The 26,134-nt window shown below is 33.3% G+C and carries 30 protein-coding genes; 14 read left to right on the plus strand and 16 right to left on the minus strand.

The window, feature by feature from the left end; translation table 11 throughout:
* Positions 1 to 187: 187 nt before the first annotated feature.
* The gene (locus KA833_RS01135) at positions 188 to 1,126 is read right to left on the minus strand and encodes a nucleoside hydrolase (RefSeq protein ID WP_064209225.1); all 939 of its coding nucleotides are present in this window, start codon (positions 1,124 to 1,126) and stop codon (positions 188 to 190) included.
* Between the two features lie 306 nt (positions 1,127 to 1,432).
* Between KA833_RS01135 and KA833_RS01140 the strand changes: the two genes are divergently transcribed.
* Together KA833_RS01140 and KA833_RS01145 are read left to right on the plus strand one after the other, a co-directional pair.
* A complete protein-coding gene (locus KA833_RS01140; RefSeq protein WP_210128159.1) occupies positions 1,433 to 2,389 on the plus strand; it encodes a DMT family transporter in 957 nt (318 codons plus the stop codon).
* Between the two features lie 99 nt (positions 2,390 to 2,488).
* Complete coding sequence (locus KA833_RS01145; RefSeq protein ID WP_103161494.1) at positions 2,489 to 3,058, plus strand: TetR/AcrR family transcriptional regulator; 570 nt, start codon at positions 2,489 to 2,491, stop codon at positions 3,056 to 3,058.
* A gap of 124 nt (positions 3,059 to 3,182) precedes the next feature.
* Here the strand turns inward: KA833_RS01145 and KA833_RS01150 are convergent, their stop codons facing one another.
* The gene (locus KA833_RS01150; protein ID WP_080937841.1) at positions 3,183 to 3,950 is read right to left on the minus strand and encodes a trypsin-like serine peptidase; all 768 of its coding nucleotides are present in this window, start codon (positions 3,948 to 3,950) and stop codon (positions 3,183 to 3,185) included.
* Between the two features lie 303 nt (positions 3,951 to 4,253).
* Between KA833_RS01150 and KA833_RS01155 the strand changes: the two genes are divergently transcribed.
* Together KA833_RS01155 and KA833_RS01160 are read left to right on the plus strand one after the other, a co-directional pair.
* Positions 4,254 to 5,225: an LLM class oxidoreductase gene (locus tag KA833_RS01155; RefSeq protein WP_046206708.1), complete on the plus strand. Its 972-nt coding sequence runs from the start codon at positions 4,254 to 4,256 to the stop codon at positions 5,223 to 5,225.
* Complete coding sequence (locus KA833_RS01160; RefSeq protein WP_046206707.1) at positions 5,209 to 5,442, plus strand: DUF896 domain-containing protein; 234 nt, start codon at positions 5,209 to 5,211, stop codon at positions 5,440 to 5,442. Before KA833_RS01155 ends, KA833_RS01160 begins: the two co-directional genes overlap by 17 nt.
* Positions 5,443 to 5,653: 211 nt before the next feature.
* Here the strand turns inward: KA833_RS01160 and KA833_RS01165 are convergent, their stop codons facing one another.
* Positions 5,654 to 6,511, minus strand: a complete 858-nt coding sequence (locus KA833_RS01165) for a fructosamine kinase family protein (RefSeq protein WP_070658013.1) — start codon at positions 6,509 to 6,511, stop codon at positions 5,654 to 5,656.
* A 205-nt stretch (positions 6,512 to 6,716) separates the two neighbouring features.
* Here KA833_RS01165 and KA833_RS01170 point away from each other — a divergent pair, with 205 nt between their 5' ends.
* Together KA833_RS01170 and KA833_RS01175 are read left to right on the plus strand one after the other, a co-directional pair.
* Positions 6,717 to 7,781, plus strand: coding sequence for a quinone-dependent dihydroorotate dehydrogenase (locus tag KA833_RS01170; RefSeq protein WP_210128157.1), 1,065 nt, complete (start codon positions 6,717 to 6,719; stop codon positions 7,779 to 7,781).
* A 106-nt stretch (positions 7,782 to 7,887) separates the two neighbouring features.
* Positions 7,888 to 8,310: a universal stress protein gene (locus KA833_RS01175; protein ID WP_070037261.1), complete on the plus strand. Its 423-nt coding sequence runs from the start codon at positions 7,888 to 7,890 to the stop codon at positions 8,308 to 8,310.
* 89 nt (positions 8,311 to 8,399) lie between these two features.
* Here the strand turns inward: KA833_RS01175 and KA833_RS01180 are convergent, their stop codons facing one another.
* The 10 genes from KA833_RS01180 to yut all read right to left on the minus strand — a co-directional run bounded on the left by KA833_RS01180 (position 8,400) and on the right by yut (position 17,493).
* Positions 8,400 to 9,221 (minus strand): Cof-type HAD-IIB family hydrolase, encoded by an 822-nt coding sequence (locus KA833_RS01180; protein WP_210128155.1) that lies wholly within the window; start codon positions 9,219 to 9,221, stop codon positions 8,400 to 8,402.
* 58 nt (positions 9,222 to 9,279) lie between these two features.
* Positions 9,280 to 9,660 (minus strand): VOC family protein, encoded by a 381-nt coding sequence (locus KA833_RS01185; protein ID WP_064209218.1) that lies wholly within the window; start codon positions 9,658 to 9,660, stop codon positions 9,280 to 9,282.
* Positions 9,661 to 9,799: 139 nt separating this feature from the next.
* Entirely contained in the window at positions 9,800 to 10,213 is a 414-nt protein-coding gene (locus tag KA833_RS01190; RefSeq protein WP_064209217.1) for a MarR family winged helix-turn-helix transcriptional regulator, read from the minus strand.
* A 495-nt stretch (positions 10,214 to 10,708) separates the two neighbouring features.
* Positions 10,709 to 11,623: an ABC transporter substrate-binding protein gene (locus KA833_RS01195; RefSeq protein WP_210128153.1), complete on the minus strand. Its 915-nt coding sequence runs from the start codon at positions 11,621 to 11,623 to the stop codon at positions 10,709 to 10,711.
* A gap of 119 nt (positions 11,624 to 11,742) precedes the next feature.
* A complete protein-coding gene (locus KA833_RS01200) occupies positions 11,743 to 12,435 on the minus strand; it encodes an ABC transporter ATP-binding protein (protein WP_210128151.1) in 693 nt (230 codons plus the stop codon).
* Positions 12,428 to 13,213, minus strand: a complete 786-nt coding sequence (locus KA833_RS01205) for an ATP-binding cassette domain-containing protein (RefSeq protein WP_210128148.1) — start codon at positions 13,211 to 13,213, stop codon at positions 12,428 to 12,430. The genes KA833_RS01200 and KA833_RS01205 overlap by 8 nt, the downstream gene beginning before the upstream one ends.
* Positions 13,206 to 14,027 carry a nickel transporter permease gene (gene nikC / locus KA833_RS01210; RefSeq protein ID WP_046206697.1) on the minus strand — a complete coding sequence of 274 codons (822 nt, stop codon included), beginning with the start codon at positions 14,025 to 14,027 and terminating at the stop codon, positions 13,206 to 13,208. Before nikC ends, KA833_RS01205 begins: the two co-directional genes overlap by 8 nt.
* Complete coding sequence (gene nikB, locus KA833_RS01215) at positions 14,024 to 15,004, minus strand: nickel ABC transporter permease (RefSeq protein ID WP_210128146.1); 981 nt, start codon at positions 15,002 to 15,004, stop codon at positions 14,024 to 14,026. The genes nikC and nikB overlap by 4 nt, the downstream gene beginning before the upstream one ends.
* On the minus strand, positions 15,001 to 16,479 hold the full coding sequence (nikA, locus tag KA833_RS01220; protein WP_070037249.1) for a nickel ABC transporter substrate-binding protein: 1,479 nt from the start codon (positions 16,477 to 16,479) through the stop codon (positions 15,001 to 15,003). The genes nikB and nikA overlap by 4 nt, the downstream gene beginning before the upstream one ends.
* Before the next feature lie 114 nt (positions 16,480 to 16,593).
* A complete protein-coding gene (yut, locus tag KA833_RS01225; RefSeq protein ID WP_070812633.1) occupies positions 16,594 to 17,493 on the minus strand; it encodes an urea transporter in 900 nt (299 codons plus the stop codon).
* A 211-nt stretch (positions 17,494 to 17,704) separates the two neighbouring features.
* Between yut and KA833_RS01230 the strand changes: the two genes are divergently transcribed.
* The 7 genes from KA833_RS01230 to KA833_RS01260 are packed head-to-tail and all read left to right on the plus strand — an operon-like array spanning position 17,705 to position 22,762.
* Complete coding sequence (locus tag KA833_RS01230) at positions 17,705 to 18,007, plus strand: urease subunit gamma (RefSeq protein ID WP_046206693.1); 303 nt, start codon at positions 17,705 to 17,707, stop codon at positions 18,005 to 18,007.
* A 13-nt stretch (positions 18,008 to 18,020) separates the two neighbouring features.
* On the plus strand, positions 18,021 to 18,434 hold the full coding sequence (locus KA833_RS01235; RefSeq protein ID WP_070658020.1) for an urease subunit beta: 414 nt from the start codon (positions 18,021 to 18,023) through the stop codon (positions 18,432 to 18,434).
* Positions 18,431 to 20,146, plus strand: coding sequence for an urease subunit alpha (gene ureC, locus KA833_RS01240; protein ID WP_064209210.1), 1,716 nt, complete (start codon positions 18,431 to 18,433; stop codon positions 20,144 to 20,146). The genes KA833_RS01235 and ureC overlap by 4 nt, the downstream gene beginning before the upstream one ends.
* Positions 20,147 to 20,157: 11 nt before the next feature.
* A complete protein-coding gene (gene ureE / locus KA833_RS01245; protein ID WP_046206690.1) occupies positions 20,158 to 20,610 on the plus strand; it encodes an urease accessory protein UreE in 453 nt (150 codons plus the stop codon).
* Positions 20,603 to 21,292 carry an urease accessory protein UreF gene (locus KA833_RS01250; protein WP_046206689.1) on the plus strand — a complete coding sequence of 230 codons (690 nt, stop codon included), beginning with the start codon at positions 20,603 to 20,605 and terminating at the stop codon, positions 21,290 to 21,292. Before ureE ends, KA833_RS01250 begins: the two co-directional genes overlap by 8 nt.
* 13 nt (positions 21,293 to 21,305) lie before the next feature.
* Positions 21,306 to 21,920 carry an urease accessory protein UreG gene (gene ureG / locus KA833_RS01255; protein ID WP_046206688.1) on the plus strand — a complete coding sequence of 205 codons (615 nt, stop codon included), beginning with the start codon at positions 21,306 to 21,308 and terminating at the stop codon, positions 21,918 to 21,920.
* Positions 21,920 to 22,762: an urease accessory protein UreD gene (locus tag KA833_RS01260; RefSeq protein WP_046206687.1), complete on the plus strand. Its 843-nt coding sequence runs from the start codon at positions 21,920 to 21,922 to the stop codon at positions 22,760 to 22,762. Before ureG ends, KA833_RS01260 begins: the two co-directional genes overlap by 1 nt.
* Before the next feature lie 324 nt (positions 22,763 to 23,086).
* Here the strand turns inward: KA833_RS01260 and KA833_RS01265 are convergent, their stop codons facing one another.
* Positions 23,087 to 23,293 carry a hypothetical protein gene (locus tag KA833_RS01265; RefSeq protein WP_046206686.1) on the minus strand — a complete coding sequence of 69 codons (207 nt, stop codon included), beginning with the start codon at positions 23,291 to 23,293 and terminating at the stop codon, positions 23,087 to 23,089.
* A 104-nt stretch (positions 23,294 to 23,397) separates the two neighbouring features.
* Positions 23,398 to 24,489 carry a YkvI family membrane protein gene (locus tag KA833_RS01270; protein WP_046206685.1) on the minus strand — a complete coding sequence of 364 codons (1,092 nt, stop codon included), beginning with the start codon at positions 24,487 to 24,489 and terminating at the stop codon, positions 23,398 to 23,400.
* A gap of 441 nt (positions 24,490 to 24,930) precedes the next feature.
* On the opposite strand from KA833_RS01270, the gene KA833_RS01275 reads away from it, so the two are divergent.
* The gene (locus KA833_RS01275) at positions 24,931 to 25,401 is read left to right on the plus strand and encodes a thioesterase family protein (protein WP_046206684.1); all 471 of its coding nucleotides are present in this window, start codon (positions 24,931 to 24,933) and stop codon (positions 25,399 to 25,401) included.
* Positions 25,402 to 25,478: 77 nt separating this feature from the next.
* Here the strand turns inward: KA833_RS01275 and KA833_RS01280 are convergent, their stop codons facing one another.
* The gene (locus tag KA833_RS01280) at positions 25,479 to 26,126 is read right to left on the minus strand and encodes a TetR/AcrR family transcriptional regulator (RefSeq protein WP_046206683.1); all 648 of its coding nucleotides are present in this window, start codon (positions 26,124 to 26,126) and stop codon (positions 25,479 to 25,481) included.
* Positions 26,127 to 26,134: the final 8 nt, after the last annotated feature.

Below are 26,134 nucleotides of genomic sequence, written 5' to 3' on the forward strand. Positions count from 1 at the left end.
ATGTAAAATAAACGTCAATTTCTAATTTATTTTACTAGAAACCGACGTTTATTTTCAGTGACAAATATTTAAGCTCTATGCTTTTCTATTATTTTAATAAAATTTAAGAAATGCTAACGCGCACGTTCTTACAAGTGATGTATATTAATATCTTCAAAATTTATGAAGCAATACCTATTCATTTAAATTACACATTATAACTTTCTAACATATGTTCCATCAAAGTCCAAACGCGTTCAACATCTACTGATGTAGCAAAATATGCATTTTTTTCTTTGTTTGTAACATTATTTAAGTCGACTGACATTGTACCGTAAGTGAGTGAACTTTGATGTTCTATGTCGATATGTGTCTGTTGCATGGTAAATAAGTCTGGCTGCAATAAGTATAAAATTGTACACGCATCATGAATAGGACCGCCATCCATATTAAAATGCGTTTTATACGTAGATTTGAAAAATTTTAGTAGTTCAACAACAAATTTGGATATTTTATTATCAATAGCACTAAATCTTTGAATAACTTCATCTGTTGCTAAAACTTGATGTGTCACGTCTAGCCCAAAAACATTAATGTTAATACCACTTTCAAATACACGTGTAGCAGCTTCTGCATCTACCCAGATATTAAATTCAGCAGTAGGTGTCCAATTTCCGAAAGTACCGCCCCCCATGATAGTAATAGAATCAATGTATTGAGCAATACTAGGATCTTTAATTAATGCGGTAGCAACGTTAGTAAGCGGCCCCGTTGCTACAATTGTTACAGGGTCAGAGCTTTGTTTCAATGTTTTAATGATTACATCTGCAGCGTGATATTGTGTTGGTTTCAACGATGGTACTTCTGGTAATTTAGGTCCATCTAATCCAGAATCTCCGTGAATTTCAGAAGCAAACGAAGCAGGTTTTATGAGCGGACGTGAAGCACCTACTGATACTTCGATATCTCGTCTTCCCATAACTTCTAATACATTAAGTGCATTTTTGGTGTTTTTTTCAACTGCTTGATTTCCAGCTACAGTGGTCACTGCTAGTATATCAAGCGTGCTATGTTTCGCACCTGCAAGAATCAATGCTATCGCATCATCATGACCTGGGTCACAATCCATGATTATTTTTTTAGTCATTTAACACACTCCAATCTTCTTATATAAATATAAATTGTACTAACTTTATCTAAGTATCATTTTGAAGTTAATATTTTATTATTAAACACAACTACCTAAATCGCAACAACATGCTTTCATTTATATTGCTCTGTCTTTTTATACTACTGTTAAATCTATCATACTACTTTTCCATTGCATCCGCTTTTTATTTTTCCGAAAATTCACTTATTTTTATAAAATATCATCTTATTTGTACGAATTATGTTTGCTGTAATTAAAAAAACTGGTAAGTTAGTATCATTAAACAACTTGAGGTGGTCTTAAATGCGAGCAATTTTAATTGGTATATTAGCTGCTTTCTTTTTTTCTATTACATTCATATTAAACCATGCAATGTCTAACGACGGCGGAAGTTGGCTTTTTAGTGCGTCACTACGTTTTATTTTTATGTTTCCGTTTTTATTAATAATGGTTATTGGGAAGCATAAAACCCGCCATCATGTTGTTCTGTTGCATATTAAACAACATTTTTTCGCGTGGCTATTGTGGAGTTCTCTTGCCTTTGTCTTTTTCTATGTGCCTATAACTTTTGTATCAAATTATAGCCCGGGCTGGCTTATTTCTGCAACATGGCAATTAACTATTATTTGCGGCCTTCTCACTGCTCCTTTTTTCTACACATACATACAACAAGATACAGCTACAATTAAAGTGCGAGAACGAATCGCATGGCGCCCGTTAATTACATCGAGCATTATGATTCTAGGTGTTATTATTGTACAAATACCACACATTTCAAATATAGACTTGCATATATTTTTATTATCGGTTTTACCGTTAATCGTTGCGGCATTTTGTTATCCATTAGGCAATCGTAAAATGATGGTGCTTGTTGGCAATGACTTAAATACGATTGAACGGATTTATGGTATGACCTTAGTCACCTTACCATTATGGTTGCTCATCTTTCTCATTGGATTGGCTAGGCAAGGACCGCCATCTTCAAATCAAATCATGCAAACTTTCTTAGTTGCAATTTTCTCTGGTATTATCGCAACAACATTATTCTTCTATGCTACAAATATGGTAAAACACAATCAAACTAAGTTAGCTGCAGTTGAAGCAACACAAGCGATGGAAATCGTTTTTACATTAATTGGTGAAATGTTACTTTTAGGTTTAGCGTTACCAAATATATTGAGTATCGTTGGTATTATGATCATCACATTTGGTATCATTATCTATTGTTTTTTAAATAGTAAAATAAATAATCGAAAATAGAAATAAAATAATGTTATAGTCAGTTATGTTTATTGACAACTTGTGCGTAAAGCAAGATAATTTGTCTGATGCTAATAACAAATATAGAGGTGTAATCAATTGAATCATACTCATATAGATCCCCGTATTATAAGAACAAAGAAATTATTAATGGATGCTTTTCGTGAAATTGCAAAAGAAAAAAAGTTAGTATCGATTACAGTTAAAGATATCACCGAACGTGCTACTGTCAATCGCGCTACTTTTTATGCTCATTTTTACGATAAATATGACATTATGGATTATACATTGTCTGAAACAATCTTAAAAAATTTAAATCAATCACTCAGTATGGTTGCAGAATTAAATGAAAATGCATTGTGTCAATGTTTTATTACAATCACTAGCTATATTCAAGATACGCACGAAGAGTGCCGTCTAAACAGTGAAGCATATGGTGAAATTGTCGAAAAAAGAATTAAAGAAGAATTAGAAGATATTTTTTTAAAATTAATGTCTGATGAACACAAAGATATAGATAGAGAAACGCTTGCTACAAGTGCACGTTTTCTTTCATGGGGGTTATACGGCATTGCCAAACATTGGTTTCATTCAAGTAAATTGCCTGCTGAAACGTATATCAACAAGTCATTACCCTTCATTACATCACAACTTTCAAAACAAAAATAATTCACATACAATGAGTTTAGACAATGAAAATAGTTGTTCTGTAAACAATCACCCCCTCGTTAAACCATCAGTTATCATAACTTTATTTCACGAGGTGGATAATATATTTGAGTACAACAATTGTTTAAACATTGTGTTTCTTGATAAATTCTAATACTTCACCTGTTATCGCCACTGCATTATTGCTTTCTCCTTCCACTCCTCCGTAATGTAGGCCGATTAGTTCATTATTATCATTAAAGACAGGTGAGCCTGAATTCCCACCAAATGTGCTAGCACTATACGTCAATATGTTATCATTATTACTTTTGACTTTACCGGAACTTTCCCACATCGTTGCTAAAGGTTTGTCACCTGGATAACCAGTAACTGTTATTGGCTCATTGCTCGACACAGTGGTAGATTCTCCAATAGTGGCAGGTGTCACAACATCACCAACCGATTGTCCTTCACTGTTTTTATTAAAATGAATAACTACTAAGTCAGCATCACCAGGATATGCTATCACTTCTTTTGCCTTAAAAGTACCGTACGGAAAACTATTTTCATTTTCAGCAGCGGGCGCAAACGACAGATTTGCATTATTGTTATCCGCTACATGTTTATTCGTCAGCACTGTATTTTTACCAATAACCACACCGGTAGCAATCATTTCTCCTTTTTCTATGTAGCCAATTGATTGGTAATGACTCGTTCGAGTATTTTTAATTTGATGTCTATTTTCACCTGGTAGCATTACCCTTGGCGTGGCAGTACCTATTTGGTTGTGTTCATTACTCTGTTGTGAATCTGGCAAAGTTCCATTTTGCGTTTGTGCTTGTGTCTCATCATTGATAGCGCTTGATAAAAATAATAGAACACCTATAACGATGCTAACTAAAATATTTTTCAACAAAAGTACCTCCTATTTAAAAGATATTACTTTTTAAATTTACAGAATTTTAAGATTTTAATCAATGATCATTAATGTTTCATTATGATTTTATAAATCGTTAATATTCATTCACAAATTCAACAATCATTGGGACATTAACTAAATAACTTAAACAACATATTGCTCACGTTGTTGTTTATACAATGAATCTATAAACATGTTGTTTGCATTATAATAAGTCGTGACATATAATCAATCTAAACAACAGATGTTCCTTAGTTTACAATCGTTGTTTAATATGATTGAAGAGGAGGGATAGACGTGACAACAATTCAAACACACAATGGTTTCAAACGAACTTTTCAACAGGAACATTTAACCTTAGGATTAATGTTACCCTTTGACGATTCTGAAAATATCGCATTGCCGTTTGATCAACAAATAGCATTAGTTCAATATGCTGAAAGACTTGGATTCACAAGCTTATTTGTGCGAGATAGTCCTTTATATAGTCCGCATCTTGGTAATGTAACGACAAACTACGATCCGTTTGTATTTTTAACTTTTATCGCTGCCAACACATCCAAAATCGCTCTCGGAACATCTAGTATTGTTGCAACATTACGTCATCCTGTGCATATAGCTAAAGCATCTGCTTCTCTTGATTTAATATCAAACGAGCGATTATTATTAGGGATTGCTACTGGAGATCGGCAATTTGAATTTCCAACTTTTAAAATCAATCCGAATGAGCTAAGTCAACATTTTCAATCAGCTGTATCATCTTTAAAAGAACTATGGCAATCATCATCACCACAAACGTCAAATCATTTATTTGAACTGTATGAAGATTCTGGCCTACAAGTATTACCAAAGCATAAGCATATTCCAATTTTCGCAACAGGATACGCCAAACAGCATATAGATTGGTTAAAAACGCATTTGGATGGGTGGCTATTTTATCCTCAACCATTCCAACAACAAAAGGCATTATTACAGCAATGGCATCAAAATGAAACATTCAAACCATTTATGCATCCTTTAGTCATTGATTTATCAGCGAATCCAAATGAACTTGTAAAACCAGTTAAAGGTGGTTATCGCTTAGGAAGAAACACTTTGTTAAACATCCTAAAAGCGTACGAACGCATCGGAACCAATCATATCATGTTGCAGTTTATAACCAACGACAGAACTTATAAAGATATATTAACAGAGGTCGGCAATGAAATAATCCCACACTTTCCACCTCGACATTTACAGGAGGACAAAATTTATGAAACTACTAGATAGAATTAACCAATTAGCAAATAAAGAAAAAGTACAGCCTTTGACTGTAGAAGAAAAACAAGAACAGCAAGTATTAAGACAAGAATATCTTCAAATGATTCGTGGCCAAGTCGTTAACACATTTTCTACTTTAAAAGTTGTGGATCCTTTAGGTGAAGATGTTACGCCTGATAAAGTTTATAAATTGCGTGAAGAAATGGGCACGCTAAATTTAGATTAATAAGAAACCCGTCAAGCAGCAAATGCTTAACGGGTTTTCTTTATATCAATTAGATTGAAATATACTAATGATTCAGTTCATCATATTTAATTTTATATCTCATCATTCTAAATGACTATTACCGTCTATTTCATTTTTAAAAATTGTATATTCATCGTGAATACAATGTGCCACATCACTTTATAACAATAGAAAATCATCTTTATCATGTTTAACCATTTAATATGTTTTCCATGGAGCGATCTACACTGCCTGCATACATACTTCCAAATTTTAATAAATGCACCATTAATAAATATAAACGATAAAATTCTAATCGCTGATTCGCACCTTTACTTAAAGGATAATGCTTATTATAAGCATCATAAAAAGTTTGAGTAAAACCACCGAACACAGTGGTTATACCTAAATCAAACTCTCTATCACCATATAGTGGCGCCGGATCAAACAATGCAGGTTGGCCATTTTCTAAGAACATATAGTTACCACCCCATAAATCACCGTGCAATAATGATGGTTTACTCGTATGATCCCTTAATGAACTTACAATTTTTTCTCTCACTTTATGATAAGTTTTTACATCATCCTCTATCCATAGACCTTGATCTACCAATCTATCTTTTAAATGATCTAAACGTCGTTCAACAAATATAGTCATCCAACTGTCTGACCAATTATTATTAAACGATACATCACCACCTTCATATGGTAAATCAAAGCCAAACTTACCATCTGGCTGCTGTTGTTGATGCATTTTAGCCACCAAGGCTCCAAGCTCGGCTTGGCTTCCTTGTGTTCCTTCATTTAAAAAGCTTAGCAACAGATAGGCATCACCATCGATTTCACCACTATCAATAACGATTGGCGCAGTGATGCCAGATTTCTCAAACAAATTGAGCCCAGCGACTTCTGCAGCAAAAAAATCTTTACTTCTCTGACGCTGTACTAATAAAAAATATGGTGATTGAGATGTTTCTACTCTATATGCTTCGTTAACGTCTCCACCACTTACTGGTACGATAGACCGTATGTTGTCTAATGGTAGTTGTGATTGCCATTGTGTTTTCATAATATTATCCCTCCATCATTCCATCACACAATTATACTATTACCGTTTAATATAAAATTTAATCAAAATCAATGTCTTCCCCGATAATTTGAAGGTTGTATTAACATTACTTATTTACACTAGGCATATGAATGCTAAAATGCTAGTCTATTAAAGACAAATCATTTCATCTACTACTAATTTAAACAAATGGAGCGATGACAACATGTACAAGTTAATTAAACCTATATTATTTCAATTAAACCCTGAAAAGGCACATGGCATGACGATAAATGCTCTTAAAATCCCACAAAAGCATACTAAATTGTTGCCGATACTTGAAAAATTATTTCATTATCAACATCCGATATTATCGCAAAATATGAAAGGGATACATTTTGAAAATCCAATTGGATTAGCTGCAGGATTTGATAAATCTTGTGAAGTTCCTAAAGCATTAGATAAAGTAGGTTTTGGTGCTTTAGAATTAGGTGGAATAACACCTAAACCACAACCTGGCAATGCTAAACCACGCATGTATCGTTTAGTAGAGGACCATGCTCTGATCAATCGTATGGGATTCAACAATTTAGGTATGAACAAAGCATTGAGCAACTTAAGAAAATTTAGTTACCATACACCTATTGGTATAAATGTAGGTGTAAATAAAACAACACCATATGAATCACGTTATCAAGATTATATAAAAGTCATCGACACATTTAAAAATGACGTTACATTTTTCACTGTTAATATCAGTTCGCCTAACACGGAAAACTTGCAAAGTTTTCATGATAAAAATGAATTTTCTCAATTATGTTCTGCTATACAAAATTACAAAATCCAGCATGAACTAGATGTACCTATTTTTATTAAATTAACATCTGATCTTAGTCCAGAAGGTTTATCACAAATGCTTAAACCCATCACACAAACGTTTGATGGCATCATTTTAGCTAACACTACGCAAAAACGCGAACAGTTACACTCCATTAATCAAAAAGAAACTGGTGGGTTAAGTGGTAAACCTTTATTCGAACGTAATTTAAAACTTATTGCACAAGCATATAGGGAAACGCAGAGGCAGTTTTTAATCATTGGTACGGGCGGTATTTTCACAGTGAATGATGTCATCAAAATGTTACGTCATGGTGCATCATTGGTGCAAATTTATAGTTCTCTCGTATTTGAAGGCCCCGGATTAACTAAAAAGATGAACAAACAACTCGTACAATATTTGCAAAACAATGGATACAATCATGTCAGTGATATCATAGGATTAGATGTGTAAAATATTTTAGTTTTTCTAATCGAATTATTTATTGTAAAATATTAATAGTGAAATTATGATAATTTTTTATTATATAGGGTAAATAATTACTGAAGGAGGCGCTAAAATGTATAAAAATATATTATTAGCATATGACTTTGATAATTCTTTTAATAATGTTCCTCAAGAATTACAAAATTTAACTACTGGTGTTGATAATGCAAAAATCACTATTTTCAACGTGATACCTGAAGGTGATTTACAAACCTCAGTTCGCTATGATGGCAAACATTTTGAAGAATTAGCTGAAGAAAAAGGCAAAGAGATATCACCTTTTGTAGAAAAACTAGAATCACTCGGCTTAAAAATCCAAGTGAAGTTTCGTTCTGGCTACATTAAACAAGAAATATTAAATGAAATCGAAGAAAACAACTATGATATCGTCGTTATGAGTAATAAACGTGCCAAACCAGACATAAAAAATGTACTAGGTAATGTTACTCATAAAATCGCTAATAGCGCAAATATTCCTGTACTTATTATAAAATAATGTTACACCATTAATAAAACTCATTATTCTGTTAACAAATCTCTCGTAAGGATATGTCGTAATGGAATAATGAGTTTTTTGTCGTTGTTTTAGTTTGTCATATTGTTAGCTTGTTTTAAATATCGTTCAATGACTTGCAACACACCTGATTCATCATTAGATGGTGCTTTGTAATTTGCGACTTCAGCCACTTCTGGACTACATTCAGCCATTGCATAACTATTTGGCGTCATAGCTAACATTTCTATATCATTATTTGCATCTCCAAAAGCCATCAATTCATGAGGTTCAATCTTCCATTTATCTAAAAGTGTTTTAATCGCCACACCTTTATTCACTTTAGGTAATATTAAATCTAGACTATCATTTCCACTCGTTACTGGCTTTATTTCTTCTCCGTATTGTTCAGTCAAGCCTCTCATCACTTCATCTAAAAATTGTGGGTCTTTAATTCTAAGCGCAATTTTAACAAATTTATCTTGATTAATTGTGTTATAGTCTGTAACTTTTGTTATATTAAAATAATATTTATATAAAAATGATAAAAAGTCGTTACTCACACTTTCTAATACATAAGCCGTTTTAACTCCACTTAACACAATATCTTCAATATGATAATGATTAATGATCAAATTCAAAACGTCAAAAACCAATTGTTGATCAAAATATTCAGCCGCTTCTAACTTGTTATTTTGATACGTCACTGCACCATTTTCGGCTATATATGCTATCTGCTGATCTTTGTCAGGAAAAAACGAACGCAATTGCGCATATTGGTTTCCACTAGCAATGATAAATTTCATATCCCTGTCCATCATGCTCTTAAAAATTTTATTGAAATAAGCTTCATCAAAGGTATTATCAGATTTAAAAAAAGTACCATCTTTATCTACCGCTATTGCTTTTATCAAATGTTACACCTTCCATTCCTGTACAAATCATTCAAAGATGAGATTGTCTTGTAAGTCATTACATTACAATAACATTGAACAAATGGCCATCTATATCACTAAATAACGCACCATAATACCCTTCATGTTCTGTGCCTGTTTCGAGTACTTTTCCACCTGCCTGTTCAACCAATGAAACCAACGTATCAACTTCAGGTTTTGTTGAAACTGAAAGTGATACTAATGCTTCATTACTACCTATAGATGAAAGTCTAGAAACATTTTCAAATTGTTCTTTTTCTATCAGCATAATGATTTGGCCATCTTTCGTTTGAATACCTCGCATTTTATTCATCATGTCTTTATGTTTTTTGATTGTAAACCCAATCGTATCATAAAATTTTTCACTTGCTTCCAAATCTTGTACTGGTAAATTGAGCCATGCAGCGTTAATTTCCATCAGCATTCTCTCCCTTTTCAAATTTTTCAATGTATTACACACTTATAGTAAAACATAAAATACATTAGAACGCATGACTTAATCATTTTTACATTTCAATAGTGTAAAGTTTTAAAATTTTTATTTCATATGACAAACATTAATCACTATCATCCATTTTTGCTAGTGTTCTAATACTCTTTAAATTCACTTGCTTTAATAATTGGTCGTAAGTATGAAGTGCTTTTTGGGTTACTTTTTCTCCATTACTAGTTAAGTAAATATACATGGCTCGTTGATCTTCTACACACTCTTGTCTATATACAAGCGCAGTCTCTGTATTTTCCATCCTTACAATAAGTCTAGACATCGCACTTTGACTTAAATCAACCACTTTTATCAAATCATTGATCTTGTATTTTTTATTTTTTGACTTATAAATTTCATATAATACATAAAACTCTTTAATACTTAGATGGTATTGTTCTTTCAATTTCCTCTCGATCATCGCTTCAATATAATGTATATATTTCGTCATTTTAATCCAGTTATCCACTTTTTGTTCTTTTTTCATGATATATCTCCCCACTAACCATACATTTGAAAGTTTCTTTAGTTCATTAATTAATTTTTAGATGATGTTGTACAAAAAATATTAATTCTAGCTTCTGGGTTTTGTCTAACACTACCTATATAAATACTTGGCTTCAACAATAAATTTGGCAATCTATATCATTCAATATACTCAACATTTTAGCATTTTCTTTCTAGTTTAAAGGATAAAAATATCGAGTTAAAGACTAGATACTCACATCCCTTACTATATACAGCTAATCATTTTGTTATTTTCTAAACCATTTGCCTACATTCAATTTAAAACATTTTAAAAATTATATATGCTTTCATCAACCCTATATAATTATGACATTATTTATCATTGAGCATAATACAAAAACCATTTTAGTGTACTAACAACAACTACTAATAAAATAAGTTCAATTCTATTAGTGTTTAAACTGTTAATAGTAACTAAAATGGTTTTAATTTATAAAATTAATCCGATTTATATTTATTGCCTTTTCAATAATTGATCTTTCAAATCTTTACGTTCATATTCTAAAGAGTAAGGATCATTTAGCCAATAAATACCCTCGTCTACTTTAATTGTATGTCCATTTTTGACAGCCTCGGTACTTTTCCATAAATCTTTATTTTCAAAAGATAATTTAGTTCCTTTAGCGACAGGTGTAACCACGTAATCACCCGCCATATCTGGAATTTCCTCTTCAGATATATCAGCTAAATCATTTTTCTTAGTAGCTTTTTCAACATTTTCTGGCATTTTCAAGCCAAATGCATCATACAACACTTCACTACCATGACCGTATGTCTTACCGAGTGCATACACTTTTTTATCAAAATCTTTAATAATTGAAACTGTTGTGTTTTCACCAATAGCTTCTTTTATTGTTTTACCATCATTTTTTGTTTTTTTATCCCATTTATCAATCCATGCATTCGCTTGTTTTTCCTTACCTATAATTTTCCCTAATTCTTGATGTTGCTCTTTGTAATCATGTTTCAAATAATCAAAAGCAATTGTAGGAGCAACTTTATTTAATTTTTTTAAATTTTTATCTGTATTATAAGTAATAATTAAATCTGGTTTTAATTTTGCGACACTTTCCACATTCTCTGCATCTACTTTTTTGACATCTTTAAATTTATCTTTTAACACTTTGCTATCATCCACGATGTTAGCTACACCTACTATGTTCCCATCAAGTTGTTTTAAGCCACCTGCATAAGTAGCCCCCAGTACGACAATGCGTTTAGGTTTTTTAGGAATTTTCACTTTATCCCCTGAATCTTGAACATACGTCTTTGTTTCTTTCTTACTTTTTGATGATTCATTATCTGATTGATTACCACATGCTGCTAATACCAAAATAAGTGCAAGTAATGGTAATAATAATTTTTTCATTTATAAATATCCCCTTTTCATATAATTACAATTTAAACTGAGCTTAATTATATATTATACTTCATTTATATTGAGCAAACCACAAAAATTTGTTGATTGTACTTTAATTATTGCTCAGCTTAATATAGAGAAAGTAGCGCTTTCGTATAATGATGGCGATCTTCAGAAAATAAATTAGTAATCATAAAATCATCGACAATTTCTCCATCTTTCATAACAACAATACGCTCAACAAATTGATTTAAAAATGCGATATCATGAGAAATCAAAATGATGCCTTTGTTTGTTTGATCACAGTAATCTTTCAAAACTTTTATCATTCTTTGTTCAGCGATGACATCTAAGCTCGCTGTTATTTCATCACAGATTAACATATCAGGTTCTAGCATTAATGTGCGTATGGTGTTAAATCGTTGTAACTGACCACCACTTAACTCGTCTGGAAATTTTTGTAATAATGCTTCTTCTAACTGCATGTATGACATTAAATATTTAAGATTTGAGCGAATATCTGATGTTGATTGTGAACCTTTGTAATATCGTAATGGCTCTTCAAGCGCGGTTTGTATTTTGAATTTGGGATTAAAGCTGTCATATGCATGTTGGAATATTGGAAGCATACTTAATCCTTGTGTTGAATAATAACCTTGGTAATCAGTTAATAATCCTAGCATGATATGAGCCAAGGTCGTCTTACCAGAACCGCTTTCACCAACAATACCTAGTTTTTCATTTGGAGATATAGTTAAGTTAATATTTTTTAAAATGGGCGCATTTTTATAAGCAAAGTTAACCTGTTTCAACTTAATCATTTATGCCATCCTTCCTTAACTGACTACGCGCATCAAATAATTTAAGACTATATGGTTTTACATTCCCCTCTTTAAATGCTTGTACATGGTTAAAGTCTATGACCTTACCATGTTGAATAACACTAATCCAGTCACTAAAATCGAGCACATGAGATAGATTATGTGTAATCATCAATAAAGTCACCTTATGGACTTCCGCTAAGTGCTTGATTAAATGCATCACATTATAGCCAGTGATTGCATCTAATGATGCTGTAGGTTCATCAGCGATAATAACACTTGGCTTTAACATTAAAACACTGGCGATTTGCACCCTTGCAAGTTGACCTCCTGACAAGTTAAATCTATAACGCGGCATCACTGTTTCTGGATCTAAATCCACCCATTTAAGTGCTTGTTTTACAAACTTTTTAGCCGTTGTTTTGTCTACCTTATAATGCATTTTATAAATCGCAAGTAATTGCTTACCTAATTTTGTATGATCATTAAAACTATGTGTATAATCCTGAGATATAAATCCAATTTCTTTTCCTAGTAAGTTACGCACACCTGTGATGGATTGCCCTTTGTAAACTAGTGAATCAAAATGTGTGGTTAGCATATTAGGAACTTGTTGCACAAGTGCTTTTGCAGTTAAACTTTTTCCAGAACCGCTTTCACCCACCAAAATATTCACTTTACTTTTTCGTAATGCTAAATCAAGTTGATCTACAAGTCTTTGTCCGCTGTTATCTGTGATGGTTAAGTTCGCTATTGCTAAAAGGTTACTATTAGCCATCTACATCACGCTTTCTTTTTAAAAGTTTATCTCTCAATGCATCACCAGTTAAATTAAACAATAAAATAGTTAATGTGATTAGAAATGCTGGTACAATCAATAGTAAAGGATATGAACTGATATAATCTCTACCTGCATTTAACATTGCCCCCCACTCTGGTGAAGGTGGTTGTGCACCTAAACCTAGAAATGAGAGTGAAGAAATATAAAGTATAATCTTCCCAAAGTCTACGGTCATTAAAACAATCACAGATGGCATCACTTGTGGGAAAAAATGTTTAATAATAATACGATGTGTTGGTACATTAAATAGTTTAGCCATTTGAATATATGGTTTCCCTATTTCACTACTTACAATCGAACGTGTCAGTCGCGTGTATGTCATCCATTTTATAATCGTAATTGCTATCACTAAATTCCAAATACTAGGTTTAAAGAAACTTGCCATAGCAATCATTAACACAAACTCTGGAATACTTAATCCTATGTCAATAACACGCATAATTACAGTATCAACAAAGCCTTTTTTATAACCTGCTAAAAGCCCCAATGGTACACCGATTATTACAGTAATTAACAATGTGATTAAACTGATGATTAATGTATATCTAGCACCTATGATTACTCTTGCTAGTAAATCGCGACCATAATCATCTGTACCTAGCCAATGTGAACTACTAGGAAGCTCTAGTGTATGATTCAAATGTACCTCCAAAGCACTATCTGTTGAAATAAAAAATTGAGCAATGATGAGCAACAATACGTATATACCAAACACGTAAAAGATAAAACTGCTTTTATTCATGTCTTTCATTCCATATCACCATCCTGACCGTGGCGTTTTAATTTATCATTGATTTTATTAAAACGACGTTTAGGATCGATCCATAAAAGTAACAAATCACTAATCGTATTGGCTAACACCACAAAGCATCCAATCATGATAACGGCACCTTGTACTACCGGATAGTCCCTCGCTCTAATACTATCCACAAGAAAGTGACCTAGGCCCGGTATACCAAATAAATTTTCAATCACTACCGTACCACCAATTAAACTCCCAACAGACATTCCTAATACAGTAATCACGGGAATAATAGCTGGCTTAAATAAATCTTTCCATAATATATATTGTTCTGACATCCCTCTTAATCTAGCCGCTTCAACTTCTTTAGATTGATACAATTCAACTAAAGTCGAACGCATCAATCTTACATAATATGCACTCATTCCAACACTCAATGCAATGACAGGTAATATATAACCAGCAATGGAATCTAAACCTGATGAAGGAAGTATATTTAATCGTTGTGCAAATATATAAATTAATATCGTTCCTAAAAAGAAGGAAGGCACACTTACTGTAAATGAAGTCAGTATTCTTATCCATGTATCTATCCAAGTATGATAACGCTTAGCTGCTAACATACCCAAAGGAATGGCAACTAGAAATACGATAACTATCGTTAATATTGCAATCGTTAAGGTTGGAGGTGTATAGAAAATCAATTCCTTAATCACAGGTTCACCAGTTTGATAACTGGTACCAAAGTTCAATTGTATTATTTGACCTAACCATTGAAAATATTGCATTACCGGGGATTGATTAAGCCCTAATCGCTCTTTCGTAGCTTCAATTTGATCACTCGAAACATTCGCTACATCTAAGTGCAAAACCTTGTCAACTGGGTCTCCGGGTGTAAGTTTCATTAATATAAAAGTAATAGTAGAAAGGACAAACAATACAATGATCATTTGTCCAATTCTAGAAAGTATCTGTTTTAATATCATTCTTTTTTATCAACCTTATAATCAATAAGGTAAATACCTTCTGGTGTTGAAGTTAAATTTTCTACATCCTTATTCATTCCAACGATATTGTCATTGTAAGAAATATAACTGTTTGCGATGTCATCATTTGTAATATCAATGATTTGATTGGTAATGCGATTTCGTTCTTCTTTATCCACTGTTTTATTTAACTCATCTATTAATGCTGCGACCTTATGATTATCATAACCCCCTGCATTAATTGCACCTTTTGGTTTATAAGCTTGGTTAAAGAAATAACCTGTATCTCCTCTAGGGATTGTACCGAAGCTGTAAAGTGAGGCATCCCATTGTTCTTTATCTTTTAAATACCCCTGTATGTCATCCACATTGCGTAATTTGATATCAATATTTGCCTTTTTAGCATCTGACTGAATCACTTGTGCAATTTTAGGTAATTCGGGACGACCATTATACGTAGATATCGTCAGCTTTAATGGGTGTGCTTCACTGTATCCAGCATCTTTCATTATTTTCTTAGCTTGCGCAATATCTTGTTTTTGCACATCTTTATTTTCTATAAAGTCGAGTTTATTGTTGAACGGTCCAGTTGCTGGTGTTGCATAACCTTTTGAAACATTATCTGTAATACGCTTGCGATCAATGACTTTATCTAAGGCTTCACGAACCTGCTTTGTCATTTTGTCACTCGTGTGATTATATAATAATAATCCAGTTCTAAAACCAGAGACAGATGAAATTTTTGTCTTATCACTCTCTTTTAATGATTTAACTTTTTCAACTGGTACATCTGTAATGACATCTGCTTTTCCAGAGTCTAAATCACTCGTGCGGGCATTGCCGTCTTCTTGATATGTAACATTGACGTGGTCTAGTTTAGGTTTGCCTTGCCAATAATCTTTATTTCGGTCCAATTGAATTTTCTGTGATTGTTTATAATCTTTGATTTGATATGGACCAGTGCCTACAGGGGTTTTATTGATATCTCCTTTAGCTTTAGTATCATAAATAGCTGAGAATGGGCTAGCTAATTCTGAAATGAGCTCAGGATATGCGGATTTAGTTGTGATTTGCAACTTTTGTCCATTCACTTTGATATCTTTGATTGGTAGTGAACCTTTGACTAAATCACTTTTTTGAATACTTTCCTCCAAACTAGCTTTAACCGCTTCGCCTGTCACCTTTTTACCGTTTTGGAATTTAATATTATCTTTTAATGTTAAATCTAATTGAGTCGGTGATGTTTGATCATAAGATTTAACTAACAACTTTTGAACTTTGCCATCAGATGTCGCTTTAAATAATGATTCTGCAGCACCTATTTTCACAGGCACATCCGTTTCATATGGTGCGATAGATGTCGTTTTCAAAGGTAACTCTACATCTAAAGTTTTGCCTTTAGACTCGCTGTTAGAGCCACTACAACCAGCCAAAATCACTGCTGCAGAAGCTAATACTGTGATGATTTTTTTCATAAATATACCTCTTTTCAACAATTTTTATTAAATAATAAACGCATAATCAAAGTTCATCCTCTTTCATTATACTTAGTTTGTACATTTAATTAAACCGCATGCCTCAGTGGTTACTTATTTTTGTACACGCATACTATTACCTGCGAATAACATAATCCATGTAGCAATAATAAACGGTAAGGTAAAGACAGGTAAGCCAAATGGTGTTAGTAATGTAATCATGCCTGCATGTATAACCACTGTTAGTAAAACACCCAGTACAATACTCATATACCTTGGAATTCTAGTTTTAAATGCCACGCCTAACGCTAAAACTGTAAGAATGACATTATAACCAAATAAACCGTCATTAATCTGATCATGATTTGCACCGAGTATTGTAACTGCTGCAAAGCCAATAACATTAGCAATCATTGCGTAGCATCCTGCTTTTCTGGAAGCAATAAAAATTCCAATTAAAATGAATGTACCTGCCAAAACGCTTTTCAATAAAAAAACTTCACTAAAACCTGATAAAAAGGCACTGATAAAATCGATTTGATGTCCCGAAAATGTAATTTCTTTGACTGTGTTAGGCAATATCTTTACATCTGCATTTACAAATTTGAATTGGAAAGACATCAATAAAACGACCCAGCTTACAAACACATATGGCATCGTTAACATTGGTACACCAAAAGGTTTGAAAAATTCCCTGAATGCAGATCCTAATGGCATTGTTATGACTATTGCAACTAAGACGATCAATAGGCTGTACCATTCAGGTACTAAAAATAACGTTAATGCAATTGCTGTCAATACTGGATTGAACCCTGCTAAACCACTATTAATCTCTTCCTCTGAATAATTCGTATATTTAGCTAATAATAACGATATTAAACTAGCAATAAGTGCCATTAAACCGACTTTCCAACTACCTACAAATAGGCCTATTAAGATAAATAAACCTGTCCATGCATTGTTCAACAACAAAACCTGCGCGATATTTTTTAATAATATTTGAATCGCATTCACAATGTCACCTGATTTCTATAAAATTTACGTTCTTTATCTTATATCATACAACCTATAATTAAAAGTCTTTCAAATTTTACTGAATTTGTTATTTTTGCATTTTTCACTAATGTGTAATTCTTGTAGTTAGCCTAGCAACCCTTTATTATAAAAATGTAGACACTTATACATAAGTGTTGTTTTCAACAGTTTCGGAAAGGGAGTGAACAACGTGCATTTTACACAACGTGAGCAAGATAAATTAATGTTAGTCATTGCATCCGATTTAGCACGTAGACGTCAACAAAGAGGATTAAAATTAAACTATCCTGAAGCAGCTGCTATCATTAGTTTTGAATTATTAGAAGGCGCACGCGATGGGAAATCAGTCGCAGAACTCATGAGTTATGGAAAACAAATATTAAGTGAAGATGATGTCATGGAAGGTGTTGCAGATATGTTAACTGATTTAGAAATTGAAGCAACATTCCCTGATGGTACAAAATTAATTACTGTCCATCATCCGATAGTCTAAAGGAGGATACTTGATGAAACCAGGTGAAATTATTGTTAAGCGTACAGAAATCGATGTTAACAAAGGGCTTCATGCCACAGTCATCACAGTAAAAAACACAGGTGATCGACCTATACAAGTTGGTTCTCACTTTCACTTTTACGAAGTGAATCCTGCTTTAGATTTCAATCGTGAACACGCATATGGCAAACGTTTAGATATACCCGCAGGTGCTGCAGTTCGTTTTGAGCCAGGTGATGAAAAAGAAATTCAATTAGTAGAATATAAAGGAAAACGTAATATTTATGGTTTCCATGGCAAAGTAAATGGTCCGATAGACGAAACCCGTGTAGTTAAACCTGATGATTATACTAAAGACTCAGAAATTATCGATGAAGCTAATTTATCTGAAGATAATGCTAATAAAGAAAGTGGGTATAAAAAATGAGTTTTAAAATGACGCAATCTCAATATACAAGTCTTTATGGCCCAACGATTGGTGATTCAGTTAGACTCGGTGATACAAATTTATTCGCCAAAGTCGAAAAAGATTTTGCTACTTATGGTGACGAAGCTACTTTCGGTGGCGGTAAGTCCATCCGAGACGGTATGGCTCAAAACCCTAACGTAACAAGAGACGATAAAAAAGTTGCAGATTTAGTGATTACTAATGCGTTAATCTTAGATTATGACAAAGTAATCAAAGCAGATATCGGTGTGAAAAATGGGTATATTATGAAAATTGGTAAAGCAGGCAACCCTGATATTATGGATAATGTTGATATTGTTATTGGAGCAACAACTGATGTTATTGCTGCAGAAGGTAAAATCATAACTGCGGGTGCACTTGATACACACGTCCACTTCATTAACCCAGAACAATCACTCGTTGCACTAGAAAGTGGTACAACGACATTGATTGGCGGAGGTACAGGTGCTTCTGAAGGCTCAAAAGCAACAACCGTTACACCAGGTCCTTGGTATATTCATCGCATGTTAGAAGCGGCAGAACAAATTCCATTAAACGTTGGCTTTACTGGCAAAGGACAAGCCGTTAATCATACGGCTCTCGTAGAACAAATACATGCGGGTGCCATTGGCCTTAAAGTCCATGAAGACTGGGGTGCAACACCATCTGCCTTAGATCATGCTCTACAAGTCGCAGACGACTATGACATTCAAGTAGCCTTACACGCAGATACTTTAAATGAAGCCGGCTTTATGGAAGAAACAATGGCTGCAGTTAAAGACCGTGTGTTACACATGTACCATACAGAAGGCGCTGGTGGCGGGCACGCACCTGACTTGATTAAGTCAGCTTCATACTCAAATATTTTACCATCATCCACTAACCCTACGTTGCCTTACACACACAATACCATTGATGAACATTTAGACATGGTTATGATCACACACCATCTTAACGCTTCCATCCCTGAAGATGTCGCTTTTGCTGACTCACGTATTCGTAAAGAAACGATTGCCGCAGAAGACGTATTACAAGACTTAGGGGTATTTAGTATGGTTAGTTCAGACTCTCAAGCTATGGGACGTGTGGGTGAAGTAATTACACGTACATGGCAAGTGGCTCATCGCATGAAAGAACAGCGTGGCGCACTTGAAGGAGACGGTGAATATAACGATAATAATCGAATCAAACGTTATATTGCGAAGTACACAATTAATCCTGCAATCACGCATGGTATTTCAGAATATGTTGGGTCTATTGATGAAGGTAAACTCGCAGATATTGTGATGTGGGACCCAGCGTTCTTCGGTGTTAAACCTGAAGTAGTACTTAAGGGTGGTATGATTAGTACAGCAATCAACGGTGATGCTAATGGTTCTATTCCAATTTCTGAACCGCTCAAATACCGTAATATGTACGGCCAATTAGGTGGTAATATGCAAAGTACTGCCATCACTTTCGTTTCGTCTACAGCTTACGAAAATGATATTGGTAAAAGTTTAGGCTTAAAACGTAAATTAAGACCAGTTAAAAACATTCGTAATTTATCTAAAGCAGATATGAAAAATAATAACGCTACACCTAAACTAGATGTGGATCCACAAACTTATGAAGTATTTGTCGATGGCGAGAAAATAACAAGTGAACCAGCTACTGAATTGCCACTAACACAACGTTATTTCTTATTTTAGGAGGATAAAGTATGATCATCGAAGAAATTAAAGGTAATATTGCAAATCTTACGCAAAATGAAAAAAACAAACATGTTGAAAAAGTTTACCTTGAAAATTCTGACTTAGTGAAACGTATTCAACGCGTTACAACAGATCATGGTAATGAAATTGGTATTCGTTTAAAACAGCCAATCGATTTACAATATGGTGATATTTTATATCAAGACGATACAAATATGATTATTGTAGACGTTAATTCGGAAGATTTATTAGTTATCAAGCCACGCACATTACAAGAAATGGGTGACATCGCACATCAATTAGGTAATCGACATTTGCCAGCACAATTCACAGAAACAGAGATGCTTGTACAATATGACTATCTTGTAGAGGATTTACTGAAAGAATTAGGCATACCCTATAGCCACGAAGATAGAAAAGTAAATCAAGCATTCAGACATATAGGTCATTCACATGATTGATCATGCACATTTGCGCCTTTTTCAATTTTGTGATTCTCAATTTCCAACAGGTGCTTTCAGTCACTCATTCGGACTTGAGACATATATCCAAAGAGATATTGTTCATGACGAAGCATCATTTAAACAATGGCTTGAATTATTCTTAAATGAACAACTTTCGTTTGCTGATGGTTTAACGATGCGTCTTGTCTATGATGCACTCAATCATCAGAACACAGAAAAAATCTTGTATTTAGATAAAATACTTTTTGTACAAAACCTACCTAAAGAAACCAGACAAGGTTCAAAACAAATGGGTAACCGCATGGTCAAATTAGCAGCAGAACTTTACGATAGTGAATGGTTAAAGTGGTATCAAACGCAAAACAAAAATAAAAATGCAAAATTGCATCCTGCGATTTGTTTTACGATGCTCGGTCACCATTTGGGTGTCGATATTGAAATGATTATCGATTACTATTTATACCAAAATGTTTCGAGTTTAACACAAAACGCCGTTCGTGCAATTCCTTTAGGACAAACTGCTGGTCAAAGAATCGTGCATGATATGATTCCCTTTATGAAAAATACGAGAAATCATATTATGACATTAGATGAATCACAACTAGGTATCACTGCACCCGGATTAGAAATCAACCAGATGGAACATGAAAACGTAAACGTAAGAATATTTATATCTTAGGAGGGCATTTAAAATGACAGAGACAGTTAAGATAGGTGTCGGTGGCCCTGTAGGTGCAGGGAAAACACAACTTATCGAAAAATTAGTAAAACAATTATCTAAAGAATTTAGTATCGGAGTCATTACTAACGATATTTATACAAAAGAAGATGAAAAGATTTTAGTTAATTCCGGTGTGTTACCTGCAGACCGCATTATCGGTGTCGAAACAGGCGGCTGCCCACATACAGCAATTCGTGAAGATGCTTCAATGAACTTTGCTGCAATCGATGAATTAAAAGAGCGCAATGACGATATCGATTTAATCTTTATCGAATCTGGCGGTGACAACCTTGCTGCGACCTTCAGCCCAGAGTTAGTCGATTTTTCTATTTATATTATCGACGTTGCCCAAGGGGAAAAAATTCCTCGTAAAGGCGGACAAGGCATGATTAAATCTGATTTCTTTGTAATTAACAAAACCGATTTAGCTCCATATGTTGGTGCTTCATTAGAACGTATGGCCGAAGATACAGAAACATTCCGAGGCAAAAGACCATTTGCATTTACTAATCTTAAAACAGATGAAGGCTTAGATAAGGTTATCGAATGGATAGATCAAGACGTCTTTCTTAAAGGTTTAGCTTAATGGCCGATGCACAACAAAAATGGACTGGCATATTAGATTTAACCATTTTTAATAATGGTAGAAAATCTGTAGCGCGTAATATCTTTTTTGAAAAAGCATTAAAAGTCATACGCCCAGTCTACTTAAACGGCTCAGATATACCTACATTTTATATTGTAAATGTAGGCGGTGGTTATTTAGATGGTGACCGTTACAAGATGGATTTTACAGCAGAAGAAAATGCACATGTGACGCTAACTTCACAAGGTGCGACAAAAATTTATAAAACATTAAATGATCATGTCGAACAATATCAAAATTTTACCATTAAAGATAATGGTTATATTGAATATGTCGGCGATCCTATAATTGCATTTGAAAACGCCAAATTTTTCCAACAAAATACGTTTAATTTAAGTGCTAGCGGTTCACTGTTCTATACAGATATACTGACACCTGGTTATTCAAAAGAAGACAAAGCCTTCACATACACATATATGCATCTGCTTAATGAAATTTATGTTGATAATGAACTCGTAACTTTTGATAATTTGTTACTTGATCCAACTAAAAATAAGGTTGATGGCCTAGGATATATGGAAGACTATACACATTTAGGCTCATGTTATTTCATACATCCTGAAGTAAATCAATCCTTTATTGATGATGTATATGATCACATCAAGCATTATCAAAAAGTATATAATTGCCGTTTTGGCATTACGCAACTGCCAACACATGGTTTCAGTATTCGAATTCTATCAAATAAAACACAAATTATTGAGCGCATTTTAAATGCAGTTCAAACGTATGTTGTACATCAAATCTTTGATAGAGAAGTCAATTTCTTAAGAAAATATTAATTTTCATTGTGCCAAATATCAAACAACCACCTTCACGTCAAAAATAATAAGACTTACAAATTAACTTATACAAAAGAGAACTAATCCATACAAAAGATGGATTAGTTCTCTTTTTATACAACATATTGATTTTGACCGTGCCTGACTGAGGCTATCATTTATATCATCAGAGCCAGTCAGTTTCTGCTAATTTAACAATCAGAGGCTGAGACAAAGTGCTCCGTTCCAGCCTCCTCTATTGCACATCTAAAATTTTGTGTTTGAGTCAGCTATTTGTGATAGCTTATCAACACGTAATGCTTAAATAGCTTTTTTACCATTCATTTAAACTATATTTAGCAACCATACAATACTAATTACTAACAATATAATTGTCGCAATGTAAATCGCTAGCTTTTGTCCTTTTTTTAATGATTTTTCTTCATGTGTAAACAAGCTAAATAATGATCCATCTTTCCCCATCAGCAGTGCAATAGAATAAATCAATAATATAATCGCTATTATCAGTAACAACAATGCCACATAAACCATTTGCGATTGGCTCCTTTCGGATTTCAATAGTTATCATTTCTTATACGTACCTGCTAGCTTAACATTTACACTATAAAAATATATACCTATTTTCATATGATATTTTACAAATCTTGCAATGATTTACCTTGTTTTTTTATTCGTCTCACCTTAAATGGTGCATAAATTAATACGATTATAATAATGATTCCCATATAACCAATTACTGGATAGAAAAATGTCATTAAATCTGTAAAACCTGCAAAACTAATTGCAAAACCGATTAAAGTGAATATCGTATAAAATATTTTAAATTGTTTCGTTTCAATTTCAGTGAAACGTGTAGCTAATGAGTAAAACATACCTAGGCATGTGTTAAAAATCATTAAATAAATAACGATTGACATGAATACGCCTAATATAGGTGAAATATCATTGACTAATCCTAACATTGGTAACGGCAAGTGACCAACTGTTTCAATCTTAGAAAAAATTGCCAAATGGCTAATCATAATCATTAAACCTAATACTATACCGCCAACTAAACCGCCCCATGCCGCTATTTTACTATTTTTCTCATTTCCTCCCATGACAATTGACATTGATGCACCTAATCCTACATTAAGTGAGACATAATTCACACCTGCGATAAACCAATGTGGGACAGCTGAGGTATGACTTTTAGCCAATGTATCCAATTCACTAAATGAACCTGACATCGTAAATAAACAATATATCGCAACGATAACAATACAGATAATCAATAGCGGCGTAATGTTACCAATCACTTTTACAACGTTATCCACACGTAACATTCCAAATACAAGTACTAAGATAACCATAAGAGCGGTTCCGTACACAGCTGGTATGCCAAATTGTTGTTCAAAATTCGAACCTCCACCTGCAAGCATAACGACACCAAATCCAAATAAGGCAATAATGAGCACAATGTCTACTAACCATGCAATCACTTTGCCAAACATTGTACCACCAGTCAATTTATGTATCACGTCGTTATGTCCTTCAGCTTTAAATATACTACCTAGCCAAACTAACATCATACCTACGTAAGCGAATAACACGGTAGAAACAATTCCCGCGAGTATACCTAACGTTCCAAAGCTAGTAAAATACTGTAGTATTTCTTGACCTGAGGCAAACCCTGCACCCACGATGATACCAATGAATGCACTACCTATTAAAAATATCCTTTTCATATAAATCCCCTTCGTTAAAGTTACATTAAAGTTCATTTATAAACATTTACAAATGTCTATAACACTACTTTGCTCGCTTGCATCTTTGATCTTGATATAGGATGAACGAGCTTAAAATATGTTTGTGGTTTTCACAGAACCTTAAGTCTGTACCCGTTTTTCCTAGTCACCCAAACCTTTGTTACCTACCGATTTCTGTTTAAATTCAAAATTTTTATATCTTTTATTTTAAATTTATAAATACTGATATAAACTTAAAACATTCAAAATGCAAGCGTTTACATTTTTTATAATAACTTACTTACATTTGTTTATCAATGCTCGCATTTTTAATAATTAATGCTGAATTATGCTTAGATTCAATCAAAATACTAACTTAAACTGTTTAATGTTGTTACAATAATATAGGTTACTATTAATTTTTACTCGAGGAGTGATTTTGTGGCAGAGGAATACATTTATAAAAACACCGTGCAACCATCTTGGATAGATAATAATAACCATATGCATGATGCACAATATTATTCCATTTTCAGTGATGTTGTCGTTGGCTTTTTTGAATCAGTCGACTTATATGTTTCTTATCGACAAACACATGAAATTACCATTTTTAGTTTGGAGGCACATATTTCATTTTTAAAAGAACTTGTGTTAGATGATGCCTTTTATGTTAAAGTACATATTTATGATTATGATGCGAAAAGAGTACATTTATTCCTGACAATGTATAATGACAATGATGAGCGTATTGCTACATATGAAGTTATCATGATAGGTGTTAGTAAAGTTACACGTCGGAGCATGGCGTTCCCTCAACCTATACTAGAGAAAATACAAGCAGCTTTTAATATGCAAACGCCGTTTAATCCGCCATCACAACTAGGACACGTTATTGGTATACCTAGAAAATAAAAAAAAGAAAAGTAGAACAGAGATGCTAACTTCCATTTCTGTTCTACTTTCTTTATTTTAAATAAGCTATTATATTGTTAGGCTTTAAACATGTAGTAAAGACTTTCTTTTGTATAAAGTAAATGTTTTTCATACGCTTCGTCACATTGATAATTCAAATCAATTAAACAACTTATATTTAAATTGATTGTTTGAGCAATTAAACTACGTACAAAAAACTCCGCTTCGACATCTCGCATTTCACCACAACGTATCATCTTATTGATTATCGGCTTTAAATGAGCAACTAAACGCTTATTAAATATTTCTAATAAAACTGATTGAAATGTTTTACTTGTCATAGCCTCATTAAAGAATATCTTTATCAGCATTCTATTTTCATAAATAAATTGAGAACGATTGTCCACAAATGTATTTATAAATATTTCCAAGTTGCTTGCACGATTCAATTCACTTAAGAATTCTTCTGCTACAGTTGGCGCTATATTATCTTTTATGATAGGCACTAAACCTGCATATAGCAATGCTTCTTTATTTTTAAACTGTTTGTATACTGTACCTTCAGCAACACCTGCCCGCTTCGCAATATCACTTGTACTTGTTTGATTATAGCCTTTTTCACTAAAGAGTACGAGGGCACTTTCAATCACTGAACGTTGCTTTTCAGTTAAATGTTCTAACTTAGGTACAATTTCTTCCACAATATCTTTAATATTTCGATTCATTTTTGATA

Origin of the sequence: Staphylococcus sp. GDY8P67P (assembly GCF_017892545.1) — a bacterium.
GTDB classification, from domain to species: domain Bacteria; phylum Bacillota; class Bacilli; order Staphylococcales; family Staphylococcaceae; genus Staphylococcus; species Staphylococcus ureilyticus.